Below are 13,274 nucleotides of genomic sequence, written 5' to 3'. Positions count from 1 at the left end.
GGAGAATTTATGTCAACTCAATACATATGGAAAGGCTGATGTATTTGAAAAATATATTAAAAAATGAAAATGGCTTTTCTCTACTTGAAGTGGTCGCTTCACTTATATTAATCACAATTATCTTGCTTTCATTTTTCGGACTTTTTGTTCAGTCAAATAAAACTTCTAAAACCTCTAGTACGATTGTCGATTCCACTTATTTAGCACAAAATGAAATGGAGAACGTTTACAGAGAAATAAAAGGAAGCACAGAAGAACAGCTAGCTACAAAATTAAATTACATAAGTACAGGCTCACAGCAAACCTCTCTTTGCTATAACCCATCTGAAAATGACTATTCTACTGTGTGGTTTTTTGAAAAACAGCAAAACAATGTGCTCTACAAACTAACTATAAAACGTCGTTGTCAATTTGAATTATTAGATAACATTATTATCGAAGTATACGAAGATGAAGTGCTAAAAAGTAAGATGGAAAATATTTATAGTCGGAAGTGAGTTTAGAACAATGAAGATACTGAAGAATAATCGTGGCTTAACACTTGTTGAATTACTTGCTGTTATTGTGATTTTAGGCATCGTGTCTACTTTACTGATGAACATCCTTGTTTCTAGTTCCGAAACCAATAAAAAACAGCTTGCCAATAATCAACAACTCACGGAATTGTCCTACGTTTTAAAAATAATTACGAAGGATATGAGGAGAACAACAACTTTTGATACGACAGATTCAACCTTTAAAAATAATGACAATACAACACAGTACACTTATTTATTTGATATGGAAGCAAACACAGTTACCCGTAATGGAGAAATTATCGCTATAAACATTGATACATTTTCAATAATTCCTGTTACGAATTCAAAATCTATTAAATTTAATATTGAAAGTACTAATGGACACAAAATTACGACACAACTATCATTTAGGAGTGGTGATTGATGAACAAATGGCAAAAATTCCGCTTAAATGAAGATGGTTTTTCCTTCTTATTAGTTTTTTTAGCGATTATATTAGTTACCATATTAGGTTTAGGACTTCTTATAATATCTTCAAATTCATTAAAAACCTCTACACACGAACGAGAAAATCAATCAATCTTTTATATCGCAGAAGCAGGTATTAATTACGAAAAAGCAAAATTATACGAAAAGGCAAATGATGCCTATCAATTAGCTAAAAAAGATTACAATAGCTTACCTGTCAATCAAAAAACAACAAGCAAATTTACGGCATTATATGAATCGCACATCCTAGCGCTTATGGAACCGCTTATACAAGCTGAACCTACGATAATTGATACTTTTGAAACACAATTAGGCAAACAACCAATCGCTGAAATTACTATAGATCAAGATCCCGATAACCATTTGCGTTTTTCCATTACATCAACTGGTTATTTTTCTGATACCCCCTCTCAAAATAGAGAAGTTATTCAAACAATTGATTTTGTATTAAAGGCTGAAACTACTAACAATAATACAGGCGATGGGAACGGGAATATCAACACAATTACGCCTGAATTCACAGTACAAACACAAGGAAACATAACTTTAACTGGAAGTGCGACGATTAAGGGGAATGTTGCGACAGATACTGGCATCATTTCAATAGATGGAGGTTCTTCAATTACAGGTACTGTTGGCGCATCTAGCGATAACTTTATATATCCTAGTTGGATGGGAAATCTAAAAGATAAGCTGACACAAAGCAGTAACTATCCAGGGGCAAGTATCCTTCCCTCGTTTCCTGACGACAAGATGCAACAATTATCAACGTTACCTGTACCTGCCAATCAAGAGGTTGTCAAAGATCCCTACAATAAAATTCAAATCATAAATAATGGGGATTTTTTAGCAGATAACTGGATGACCAATAACTTTATATTACATTTAACTGATGATACACATTTTAAACAATTTAAAGTCGATCAAAACAATACTTTGACCATCAACGTGGGCAATACAGATAAAAATCTCTATATTGAAGATTTAAGTATTTTACAAGGTCATGTGAATATTATTGGCTCAGGAAGACTAAACATCTTTGTAAATAATAAATTTAATTTAAAGGGCTCCTTAAATAAGAATGGAAACGCCAATCAAGTTAACCTCTTTTACAATGGTTCTTCTGCCATTACAATTGGAGGCGAAACTCAAACGGCAGCTTCCCTTTACTCTAAACAAGCAGACCTTACGTTCACAGGTGGTATAGGTATAACCGGCAATATTTATACTGGTTCAGATAATGTGACATTTAACGGTGGTACGAATGCCAATGGTCAATATATTATTGCACCCAATGCAACTGTGACATTAGAAGGTGGGGCACACATCAAGGGAGCTATTCTTGCAGATAATTTAATAGCTAATGGTGGTACATCTGTAACATTTACCGAAAGTACTGTTACGCCTCCTTCATCAGGTTATCCAGAGTTTGGAGACCCAATATCATTAATTAAAGAAAATGAATTGTTAGAAAAATAATGGTAACACAATTTAATCGAAAAGAGATTCCCATCTACTAGCGGAATCTCTTTTCTGCTATTTCCGTAACAGTCGCCCCGACAACAGCATCCCTATGCCACCAATCGCTATAAACAATACGGCTCTTATCAGTAAATCTAGTGCGGACAAATCAAAGAATATGAGTTTGACAAAAGCAATTGCTAATACTGTAAAACCAGTAAGTCGCAGTATTCGTAAATGATGTACAGTGCTGAGCCAAAGTGACGTGCTGGCTGTGAGGAATAGTGTAATTGTCGATAACGCAATACCCAGCTTCCAATCGAGCAGATTGTTGTAACTTAGCTGATAAACAAAGCCCCAAGCCCCTAGCATGATGAGCACAACGCCAGTACTCACAATTACATCTAAAAATTTCTCCATGTGCTCTTGATATATTTGATAGATACGGCCCTTCATCAGCAAATCAACAACCATTGCCACAATGACGGCAATATAAATGAGCCTTGTCGCTATATTTAGCCATTCAACACCTTGCATATTGTATGGAACGATTGTAAGCATTAGTGTAAAGAAAAGGAAAAATGCCCCAAGTACGGGTGTTAATGCGCGTCCCTTGTATTTTACTGGCACTAAAAGTAATACGGTAAATACTATGGCAAGGAGTAAACATGTTAGATGTGGAATATTGTTAACACCTGCAAAATAGGCTGTATCAAGCTTGCTGATATATGCAAGGAAGTAGCCTGTCGTGATAACAGCTAGAAAGTCGAGTGCATACATATCCTTCATAAGTTTTTCAAATGCAGTCAGTGTCTTCTTTGGACGCAGCCCATACAGATAAATGATTAGCAGATAGATCCCCGGCATCAACAAGCTTATATGCGCTATGCTAAAAAATGGCGTCGGTTCATGAACGGTATAGCTTAGCAATAGCACAATAGTAAATAATAGCGAACTGACGACCTTCATCATACTGGCACGGAGTCGTAAGCTGACCATGACACCTGCAAAGGCCATGAACGGAAGAAGCAACTCATCCACTTTCTCTGGCATATTCATAACAAGTAGCGCATTACATAAAGTGATAAACGCGAGCGTTATGGCACTATCAAATGCCTCCTGCCATTTTTGCTTATAGCCATAACTCGCTACAGTTACAAACAAGCTGAATAATACAAGAAATAGTACTTCATTATAAACAACTGAACTAACAATTAAATTCATGAGTAATAAACTAAATGTCCCGAGGCTAAATTGTAATCCAACATGGATATGTTTCCATGTAGATTCAGGATTGTATAACTTGCACCAACTCATGAAATAGATTGCGAGTATAATGAGCATACCTAGCGCAAAAACAATTTGATTGTCACTGTTCATAAACGCTACAATGCTAACAGCTAGCACAGAGAAAAAGGTCGCTACATACAAAGCAACTTTCTGTTTATGCTGTAAAATGACGACTTGCAACACTGTAAACAGAACGATAACAAAGATGAAGATAATGATCGGGCTAAAATCCATATATTCTAACAAATAAGGCAGTAATAGTGACGTAAAGGCAACAAATGATGTCAGTACCTCATTTTTCTTTAAATAACTGATGGTTATACCGTAGCCGATGAATACAAAGGCAATGATAAGTGCTAATGTTAAACCCAGTACTTCGTATAAAATAGCACCAGCCGCTGTAGTTAAAATTCCAATAATAAATGCTCCACCGTATAAGGAAATCATGATTGCTGATGATCCGAGTTTTTTATTCTCCATTACATAAGCGATAACCACTAAGCAAATGGATAACATATAGGCGAGGATGATTTTTACCTCGTTCGACAAGTAGCCGTAATCACTCACGAGTTTTAGCCCCCACAGTACGCCCAACACTAAAATAACCATAAATACTTTCGGGAGCGCCCACACAATACGTTCCTCTAAAGAACGCTGGGGTTGCGCATTTTTTTCTTGAACTGGCATTGGTTTAGCTTTTTGTGTTGGTGCAGTTGTTAGTGTTGATGCAGTTTGCTTTACAATGGATTTTTCAGCACTTAGCGTACTTGTCTTTTCAAGGGACTGTAACCGCTTCAATGTATCCATCTCTTGCCGCAAATCCACAACCTCTTTTTCTAGTTTGGCGATTCGCTGCTCCAATTCTAGCGACATTCAATCATCCTCCCTGCTGTTTCAATTTTCTTACATTATAACACATACACCTTTATTGTAAAATTACACTTTTGGTTCCATTTAATTATTTTCATACTCTTTAGTCACTACCTCGGTTTTCGATACATGAGTGCACGTTCACTATCCCGGGTACCTTGTGTAGTAGGATCAACAATAACACCCATTAAAACGAAAATCGATAACCCTGTATTAATGATGGATGTTAACTGTTCGCTCATCACACCTGTTAATTCATAGCCAAAAAGAGCTGCCACTTGCTGTGCAAGTAATAGCAGTAAAGACAACAACGCCAATAAAAATGGTTTATGCATTAACCTTATTTTCCAGTTAATTCTCATAAATGCTCACCTCCCCCCTCCCTCACCACAGTATATGCCGGGTGTCACATAGTACATATGCAAAAATGGAGCTTCACGGTGATTTTACAAGCGTCAGTACAACCCTATTCGACTATATTTATAGCGAGCGGCGGTTTTCATGGTTTTATCAGCGGTTTTCTCTGTTTTACCAGCGATTTTCACTGGCCTAGCAGCGATTTTCACACTTTTAGAGAATAATTTATGAAAGAATCGTGGAGGAAACAATCTATGAACTATCAAGTAAATGATAAACTTCTAAAAATTCTGAGGCTACTGATACTGACTATTTCTATCTCTCTCATTTAGAATCAGCTGAGGAAATGATACAAGCTGTCGAAGAATACATTTATTTTTACAGCTATCCACGTTTTCAAACATAACTCAGCCACCTGGCTCCGATTGAATATCGACACCAGATGGCTGCATAGTTCTTTTTAAAGATCTTTAGGTATAGGTTTGAAGCTTTTTCAAACGATAACTGTTACATTACCTACAAGAGTTGACTCGAATGAATACGTAGTCGTCCAAACAGTACCTACAACTGAAAATGTTCTATTTGTATCATTAAAAAAGTTATATAAAACGCCAAATTAATAACAGCCCTTGGACAACCTAACCGTAATAAACACTTTCACATGTTCCCGCTACTGGTTCATAATAACAATGATTTCTAAATTGACCAGCAAAAGGTTGATCGTACCACGTTGGAGGGCATGGAGCATATGGATTAAAATACCACAGAGCATATTTCCCTGGGTGTTCTCTCCAATAATCCAAATTCTGTTTTGCTAATCTTTTTTCAGTAGATCTCGCTCTTTGATAAAATAAATTACCCTTTTGAACAGCTTCAAAAGAGTAATTTCCTCCTTGTACCTGAAAAATGACTTGTTCAACGGTTCTTACATCTTGAAAGTCTAAACAATCTGCTACAACACGATTAACAATTACATTTCCAACATATAACATTCCTTGTTTTCCTTCACCTTCAGCTTCTGCTCTCATCATCCTTGCCATTAAGTCAATATCTGCTTCTCGGTATTTTACTCTTGGCATTTTTTCACCTCAAAAATATAATATGAAAAAAAGCGAATAAGAATGAAAGTTATTCCATATTTAAAGAAAACTAAGAGCAGTATTTCTGTAATAACTGAAAGGAAATCTAGAGTTTGTGAATAATGTACTTAAGCTAACGGAGGCTTTACTTCAATAAGGAGTAGAGCCTTTTTTCTTCTTAGAACGGAGCAGGTTTCTACAATAAGCATAGATGGATTTTGTCAATTCTAACATGCCATGAAATAATAAAAAGGACTCATAATTAAGAAAACCCCATATAAGACACTGATAAGAGTATTTTTATAGCTATTGTTTTTTAATACTTTTTTCATTTACTTTATCGTTTAATCTATCGTATTCAAAGGGCAACTAACAGTTTACACCCTTGCAACTATGTGGTTCTTTAGTTTTTTAGTGCAAATAAATATACTAAGAATAGGAGTTGATCATATGTATTTTTCTACCAAAATAAAAGAAGAACGCCAAAAGCATAATATGTCACAACAACAGCTTGGAGAAAAACTTAATATTAGTAGACAATCTATTTCCAAATGGGAACGTGGAGAAAGTTACCCTAGTATTGAATTGCTAATTAAGATAAGTGACATTTTTGATATTACTCTTGACGAATTAGTAAAGGAGGATAATTCTTTGAAAGAGCAAATCATAAAAGATAGCCAAAAATTAGCCTATCCAAGGTGGAAATTGTTTTTTGATATTCTTCTAATAATTGGATTTTTTATCATACTTGCTAAGATATTCATTGTAATAGGCAATAAGTTATTTGATTTAAATATTGTGTTCTTACAAGATTCTCTGCTATTTCAAATTGGACCGTTTTTTATGTCTATCATTGGAGCGATTGGCAGCGAATCTCTAGCCAAAAAATACAAATAATCATTTTGGATTTAGATTTATACACTTATTATATAGGAAAGTCCCCTCAAACTATCTGAAGGGACTTTTTTTCAGTATATATCTTCTTAACAAAACTACTCCGTTAGCTCAATAAGCGATTGCTCTAGTTGAACAAGCGCCCCCGTTAGCCATTCATATCGCGTAAAATCAACGCGACACCACAGAAAATAAAAGATTTTTACGTTCTTTCATGGGAGTTTAAGTGCAATACTTCACAAACTCAGTCGATTTTGCATACATAATTCCGTTCATTCATTACAAGAATGCTGCTCCATTTATTCCATAGCAAAATAAGCTTTCTAAATGGCAGCTAATCTTCTGCTATTGCAAGCGTTACTCTATTTAGTTAGAAGTTATTTATTGGAAAGGTCGTCAACCGCTTGAATAGCTAGTTCCAACGCTTTAATTCTTCTTTCTAAAAGCGTTCTTTGGGGACTACCAGCCTTTGACTTAGCATAAATATTCTCAATTGATGGAAATAATCCAGTAAGGACATTACGTGCTTCTGCTAAATCTTCCTGGGTGTAATAATGGGGTCTTTGATTCCAAACGTTTTCTAGCATTGCTAAGCCGATGCAAACAGCTTTGAGTCGTTTCTTTACTAAAGTAGTATTTACGCCTTTCTGAGTCATCTGGGACAAGGCATTTTCAAGTTTATTGATTGTCGATTGTAAAGATTTTATTGATTCCAATTTATCTACATTTGATACGTTTTCCATAATAGTCCTGTCCTTTCTTCGTTTCTGAATTATTTTGCTTGATATTTGATAAAATCGTTAAAAACCTGATTTCATTCGCAATATTTTAACATAAATAACTAACTCTCTATGAGAGGAATTCTCAACAATCTGGCCCATTGTTGATCACAAGTTAAATAACACTCTTCTACTAAGCTGCTCCGTTAGCCCAAGAAGCGATTGCTCTAATTGAACAATCGCCCCCGTTAATTTAATTAAGTAATTCAATTTATAATGGAACATTAAGTGAGATTTTTTATAAAAACAAATAGCACCCTGTCCATTTCACATGAATAAGGTACCTTTAAAATTTGATTATAATTTTCTATCTGTACGTCGATACTTACCTTCAGTATTTTTAATTTTCTAGCCTAAGCATGTTTTTCTAAACCTGAAGAACGTTGAAATTACATCTATCACTTTTATTAGCTACACCTATACACAGAAAAAGAATAGGACACTCATATATCCTATTCCTTTGCTATATTATTCATTTGGAAATTTCGGTAGATAAATCATCGCCTTAAATAAATCGCCATCTACTTGCACTAAGAACTTTCCATGCTGGAGGTGTATAAGGCTTTCAGCAATCGACAACCCTAATCCACTACCTTGACTTGTTCGAGATTCATCTCCGCGTTTAAAGCGTTCCATTAGCTCATCGACTGAAATATTTAATTCATATGCTGAAATGTTTTTAAATGTCACGAGTATTTCATTGCCTAAATCTTCAACATTAATATATACCCTTGATGCAGGCTGTGCGTATTTAAAAATATTCGAGAATAGGTTTTCGACGGAGCGCCATAGGAGTTTACCATCAGCCTGAACATACACCTTTTCTGTTGGGTAGGCTAACTTAAAATCTAATGCCGACGCTTCAATTTTTTCACCCATTTCTCCTATCCCTTGCGTTAGTAATGATACGATATCAATCCGTTCTAACTGAACAGGCATACTGCCACTTGACGCTTTCGCTGCTTCAAATAAATCATCTGTTAAAAACTTGAGTCTTTTCGATTTTTGATCTAACACGTCTATATATTCAGCAATTAGTTCAGGGTCGTTTTCTATTTTTAATAAATCGACATACGTAATGATTGACGTTAAAGGCGTTCTGATATCATGCGAAACATTCGTAATGAGCTCTGTTTTTAAACGCTCGCTCTTGATCTCACTATCCACCGACTCTTTTAACCCATCAGTAATACTGTTAATGTTCGCTGCAAGTTGGCTAAACTCGCCTTTTCCGTCTACTTCAATTCGATGATGAAGATCGCCATTCTTAATTTGCTCTACGCCCTCTTTAATGCGGTTAAACGACTTCACCTTTTTCATCGCAAACCAGGCAGCTAGACCTATGGTAATCGGGAACACGAAAAACGTTGCCGCAACTACGATTGGATAGCCAATGACAAGCAGTACGGTTTTCACACCTACACTGCCATTATCAAATACATTTTTCACCGCAAGACAAACCTTCTTGAGAATTTGATAGATGAGTGTATGCTGAAGCAATGATCTATTTTTGATATGCTTTACGAGCGATAAAATCATCAATAAGACAATGATAATAATAGGTACTGTGAGAAGCATGTACATTTCTTGCAACACTTCAACAATCATTGATATCCACAGCGCTGTTAAACTAACGACTATCACAATATTGAGATCATTATATAGTTTGTCAATGGCATGGAAATGAACTTCTTTATCTTTAAATGACGTTCTTCCAATAACAATGATTAAATAAACAAAAGATACAATAAACCCTGCTAGAAATACAATGAATTCATTAAGAAAATTTTTGGCAATCGCTTTGTTATTTTCCCATTCCTTCATTTTTTGTTCTAAGTAAGGTTTTTTAAACGCTACATAAAAGACGTCTGTTTGTGGATTCAACTCTTCAACATGGTGTGTAAAGTAATCCAAGTATCTGCTTTCTTTCACTTCATTTGGATAAAGCGTTTGTTGAAAATCCTCAAATAGCATATATGCACCAAATGATTCAAATTGCTCTTTCGTATTTAGTTCACTATTGGAGAATACATGTTCACCGTCACTCGCATAAAACACGATGCCTTCATATGCTTCTAGTGTGCTGCGTAACCGATGAAATTCTCTTACTTGTTCTCTCATGATTTCGTCTTTTTCACTATTTATTTCATCTGCATATTGTTCTTGATAGATGCGCTTATTTTCCTCTCTACTCAAATTCGGATTATAATTGTATGAATAACGGAAAATATCGTCTTCTGTTAATGTCTTGCCGCTTAAAATATGTTCTTCACTTTTGTAATTGCCGATTAATTGCGCCAAGGAGGAAATAAGGCTGTAACTTTCATCAGCGAATGCGCGGCTTTCAAAATAATTATCTTGATTTATACTACTTAGATGAACCTCATTCAATTCCATGTTGAAAATTGCCTTCGCTGTACCTGTTAAACAAACGACGGCAATCACAAACACAACTACTTTCGTAATGAGTGCATGACTAATATTTCTCAACTTTATACCCAACTCCCCATACAACTTTTAAATATTTCGGCTCTTTCGGATTAATTTCAATTTTTTCTCGAATCTTTCGAACATGAACCGAAACCGTATTTTCTGGATTAATGGCCTTTTCATTCCAGACCTTTTCATAAATCTCTTCAATTGTGAATACTCTCCCAGCATTTGCTGTGAGAAGCTTTAAAATTTTATACTGCACTGGTGTCAAATGAACCTCTTGTTTATCAATGGTAATGACTTTCTTTTCATCATCAATCATGAGCCCGCCCGTTTGCAATACATTGTTACTCACCTCAAGACTCCCAAATGTCGTATACCTTCTTAGCTGCGATTTCACTCGGGCCACAAGTTCTAATGGATTAAACGGCTTGGCCATATAATCATCTGCGCCGATATTTAATCCGAGTATTTTGTCATAATCCTCCGACTTAGCAGAAAGCATAATTAGCGGAATCATATGATCTTGCCGAATCTTCATCGTCGCCGTAATTCCATCCATTTTTGGCATCATAATATCCATAATAATGAGGTGAATCACGTGATCTCGAATAAGATCGATTGCTTCCATACCATTGTAAGCTTTGAATACTTGATATCCCTCATTTTCTAAATAAATGCTAATCGCCCTTACAATTTCTTTATCATCATCACAAATCAAAATGTTCAACTACATTCCTCCTTACTAAAGAAATGCGCCCGTTTGTGGAAGATTGTAATTGAAGAAAAGCACTGTTAGTTTGAGTACATTATTTTACAAACTGTTCCTCTTCCACTTCTTTTATAGACTTTGCAATAACTTCACATTTTTTTATAGCCCAAATGTAATGGTTGGAAGTGTTTGCTGCAAAATAGCTATATAAATTACTTGTTTTTGTCCATTTATAATGTTTTTTTGTCATGATTTGTTCATTGGTATGTGATTTAATTAATTCCATCACTCGTTCATGACTTAGCTTCAATTTTTTTATAGCTTGATTTAATGTTACATCTTGATAGTTTTCCCAAATTCGCATATTGAGTAGCCCTATAGTAAGCCATTTATAACCAGGTGCTGGTATAAATGGGATATCTCCATTCATTCCTTCTCTATACCATCTCTCCAGCATTGCATGCCATTCATACAGGTGCATTAATACATCGCGAAAACTCTTATCCCTTTCTTGAGTTTCAATGGAAATACCCCTTTTTCTACTAGGTACTGATTCAATTATTTCAAGTAATGAATTAAAGTTTTTGTCACTATTCAGTAATAAAATTTCTTTTTCATTTCTAGTCACCTTGGTAGTCCCTCCCTTTTGTTATATATTAACAGAGAATATTGTTGATTTAAGCTGATTTTGTTTTTTTTATTAATGCTGTTAGTTCAATTTACCTTATTCCAGATAATGGCCCGATTATGGAATAACTCGATTATTAACAATAACCAATACTTTTATTGTTCAGAGGTTCTACCCACTATAAAAATACCCCTTTAGATCACCAGATCCAAAGGGGAAAAGTATTTTCTCTTTTTAAAATCAAGCATAAAGTTTCCTAAAATAAAATAAAGCATAAAGCTTCCAAACGGAAATTTTATGCTTTACGTCACAACTTTTTGAAACTATTTTGTTTCCAATGTATGGAGACGTCGGGTCTTGAAACGGAAAATATAAAAAGTGCTGAATTACCAGTGTTTTCAATGGTTTTTCAGCACCTGTTTTAAATCCTGACCCACAATTTGACCCAAAATGAGAAAAAATATAAATTTTTGCTTACGGAGATATAAGAACAATTGGATGTATTCTTGATATATAATTCCGCTTTATTTAAACTAATAATTAATTTTAAATCCTCAATTAGTCTATTGGTAAACGAGCTAAAAATATGCTTCAACAGCTTATTCAAAAAGACAATAAAGGAGGTACCATCTATTATTTTTGCTCACTTCAACTTTAAAAAACAAAAGCAGATGGTATATTAGAAATGCATTATAAAAATTCTAAAGTCTCTGCTTTTTACGTTTCAATCAATATTAAGTTTGCTGTTTCTTAGCTTTGACATTAAGTAAAAACAGTAAGACCTATAATATATTTATTTGCGAGTTATGCCGCGGTATTGCTTCATTAATATGGTGAGTGCGCATAAGGGACAAACAAATTAAGTAGTTGTGGGTTCACCTATAAATCTCTACTACACCCGAACCTCAGGTTTTGCTACAATTTTATTATCCAAATTTTCATAGTATCTTTTTAGCCATGTACTTATACCTTGTAAACCGGGGTATATCATTCTCTCATTTATGTTAGCTTGATCCAGTTTATCACGTATCTCAAGTTTTAAATGGGCAGGAATAATTATCTTTTGGTATATATCTGTATGATTTTTTAATAGATCATCTAATTTTTTGTTTGAATTTGATATTACTGTAAACATTGCATACTGATTAATAATTCTTTCATCAATTGAAGGTGGTTCCAAACATATTACAAAGTCCTCTCCTTCCTTTGAATTATCAAACTCCAATAAGGTATTTGCTTGAGTAATATCGTTCAACATATCTACTGTAAATACGTAAGATTCTTCTGATTTTAATTTTTCGTTGTATGGTTTAGGTAAAAGTTCATGAACTTTAGGAATATTCAGACACCAGATAGCTCCATTTTCTTTAAATTTATCAGTATTTGATGTAGCAAAGTGCAAAGCAACATATGGTGAAAATGACCAATCTAACAAGCGTGTGGGTAATCCATAATGTTGTGCAACAGCTAATAACTCCCATATATTTTGATCATCTTTTAAAATTGATTTTGCATATTTTTTAAAGTTTCTTAACAGATGCTTTTCTGCAGTGGTATTATTCAGCCTCATTAAGCTTGTTTCTAGTTTGTATTCAGCACTGTCTACTCCTCGATAGGCATATGATGATCTAAATCGATAAAGTTCATTCTCTGGTTCAAAATTAAAAAGCAACTTTTGTACATCTTCCCATGTTTCAACTATAATCTCTGTATTATTAAGCATCATTAGTCCTTCTTCCATATTTCGATAGTAATACTATAATT

At 34.6% G+C, this 13,274-nt stretch carries 12 protein-coding genes; 4 read left to right on the top strand and 8 right to left on the bottom strand.

Annotation, left to right across the window (positions count from 1 at the left end; translation table 11 throughout):
• Positions 1 to 44: 44 nt before the first annotated feature.
• From H131_RS08040 to H131_RS08030, 3 genes are read left to right on the top strand one after another with little or no spacing between them, the layout of a single operon-like run.
• On the top strand, positions 45 to 497 hold the full coding sequence (locus H131_RS08040) for a prepilin-type N-terminal cleavage/methylation domain-containing protein (protein WP_155242380.1): 453 nt from the start codon (positions 45 to 47) through the stop codon (positions 495 to 497).
• A gap of 10 nt (positions 498 to 507) precedes the next feature.
• Positions 508 to 942 (top strand): PilW family protein, encoded by a 435-nt coding sequence (locus H131_RS08035; RefSeq protein ID WP_010858598.1) that lies wholly within the window; start codon positions 508 to 510, stop codon positions 940 to 942.
• Complete coding sequence (locus H131_RS08030) at positions 942 to 2,486, top strand: DUF7305 domain-containing protein (RefSeq protein WP_010858597.1); 1,545 nt, start codon at positions 942 to 944, stop codon at positions 2,484 to 2,486. The genes H131_RS08035 and H131_RS08030 overlap by 1 nt, the downstream gene beginning before the upstream one ends.
• 57 nt (positions 2,487 to 2,543) lie before the next feature.
• On the opposite strand, the gene H131_RS08025 is transcribed toward H131_RS08030, so the two are convergent.
• The 3 genes from H131_RS08025 to H131_RS08015 all read right to left on the bottom strand — a co-directional run bounded on the left by H131_RS08025 (position 2,544) and on the right by H131_RS08015 (position 6,064).
• Positions 2,544 to 4,631 carry a DUF2339 domain-containing protein gene (locus H131_RS08025; protein ID WP_010858596.1) on the bottom strand — a complete coding sequence of 696 codons (2,088 nt, stop codon included), beginning with the start codon at positions 4,629 to 4,631 and terminating at the stop codon, positions 2,544 to 2,546.
• 107 nt (positions 4,632 to 4,738) lie between these two features.
• The gene (locus tag H131_RS08020) at positions 4,739 to 4,990 is read right to left on the bottom strand and encodes a phage holin (RefSeq protein ID WP_010858595.1); all 252 of its coding nucleotides are present in this window, start codon (positions 4,988 to 4,990) and stop codon (positions 4,739 to 4,741) included.
• Between the two features lie 633 nt (positions 4,991 to 5,623).
• The gene (locus tag H131_RS08015) at positions 5,624 to 6,064 is read right to left on the bottom strand and encodes a cell wall hydrolase (protein ID WP_010858594.1); all 441 of its coding nucleotides are present in this window, start codon (positions 6,062 to 6,064) and stop codon (positions 5,624 to 5,626) included.
• Positions 6,065 to 6,514: 450 nt separating this feature from the next.
• On the opposite strand from H131_RS08015, the gene H131_RS08010 reads away from it, so the two are divergent.
• Positions 6,515 to 6,961: a helix-turn-helix domain-containing protein gene (locus H131_RS08010; protein ID WP_010858593.1), complete on the top strand. Its 447-nt coding sequence runs from the start codon at positions 6,515 to 6,517 to the stop codon at positions 6,959 to 6,961.
• Positions 6,962 to 7,335: 374 nt separating this feature from the next.
• Here the strand turns inward: H131_RS08010 and H131_RS08005 are convergent, their stop codons facing one another.
• The 5 genes from H131_RS08005 to H131_RS07985 form a co-directional block, all read right to left on the bottom strand.
• Positions 7,336 to 7,701, bottom strand: coding sequence for a hypothetical protein (locus H131_RS08005; RefSeq protein WP_010858592.1), 366 nt, complete (start codon positions 7,699 to 7,701; stop codon positions 7,336 to 7,338).
• A 504-nt stretch (positions 7,702 to 8,205) separates the two neighbouring features.
• Complete coding sequence (locus tag H131_RS08000) at positions 8,206 to 10,227, bottom strand: HAMP domain-containing sensor histidine kinase (RefSeq protein ID WP_010858591.1); 2,022 nt, start codon at positions 10,225 to 10,227, stop codon at positions 8,206 to 8,208.
• The gene (locus tag H131_RS07995) at positions 10,214 to 10,900 is read right to left on the bottom strand and encodes a response regulator transcription factor (protein ID WP_010858590.1); all 687 of its coding nucleotides are present in this window, start codon (positions 10,898 to 10,900) and stop codon (positions 10,214 to 10,216) included. The genes H131_RS08000 and H131_RS07995 overlap by 14 nt, the downstream gene beginning before the upstream one ends.
• Positions 10,901 to 10,979: 79 nt before the next feature.
• Positions 10,980 to 11,510 carry a ClbS/DfsB family four-helix bundle protein gene (locus H131_RS07990; protein ID WP_010858589.1) on the bottom strand — a complete coding sequence of 177 codons (531 nt, stop codon included), beginning with the start codon at positions 11,508 to 11,510 and terminating at the stop codon, positions 10,980 to 10,982.
• An 892-nt stretch (positions 11,511 to 12,402) separates the two neighbouring features.
• A complete protein-coding gene (locus H131_RS07985) occupies positions 12,403 to 13,233 on the bottom strand; it encodes an FRG domain-containing protein (protein ID WP_010858588.1) in 831 nt (276 codons plus the stop codon).
• Positions 13,234 to 13,274: the final 41 nt, after the last annotated feature.

The organism is Lysinibacillus sphaericus OT4b.31 (genome assembly GCF_000392615.1).
In the GTDB taxonomy this organism is placed as follows: domain Bacteria; phylum Bacillota; class Bacilli; order Bacillales_A; family Planococcaceae; genus Lysinibacillus; species Lysinibacillus sphaericus_B.
This window is presented reverse-complemented; position numbering and strand designations above follow the sequence as displayed.

Excerpts from the sequence above, each read along its gene's own strand:
- H131_RS08035 (WP_010858598.1), top strand. The coding sequence starts at position 508 with ATGAAGATACTGAAGAATAATCGTGGCTTAACACTTGTTGAATTACTT.
- H131_RS08030 (WP_010858597.1), top strand. The coding sequence starts at position 942 with ATGAACAAATGGCAAAAATTCCGCTTAAATGAAGATGGTTTTTCCTTC.
- H131_RS08025 (WP_010858596.1), bottom strand. The coding sequence starts at position 4,631 with ATGTCGCTAGAATTGGAGCAGCGAATCGCCAAACTAGAAAAAGAGGTT.
- H131_RS08020 (WP_010858595.1), bottom strand. The coding sequence starts at position 4,990 with ATGAGAATTAACTGGAAAATAAGGTTAATGCATAAACCATTTTTATTG.
- H131_RS08015 (WP_010858594.1), bottom strand. The coding sequence starts at position 6,064 with ATGCCAAGAGTAAAATACCGAGAAGCAGATATTGACTTAATGGCAAGG.
- H131_RS08010 (WP_010858593.1), top strand. The coding sequence starts at position 6,515 with ATGTATTTTTCTACCAAAATAAAAGAAGAACGCCAAAAGCATAATATG.
- H131_RS08005 (WP_010858592.1), bottom strand. The coding sequence starts at position 7,701 with ATGGAAAACGTATCAAATGTAGATAAATTGGAATCAATAAAATCTTTA.
- H131_RS07985 (WP_010858588.1), bottom strand. The coding sequence starts at position 13,233 with ATGCTTAATAATACAGAGATTATAGTTGAAACATGGGAAGATGTACAA.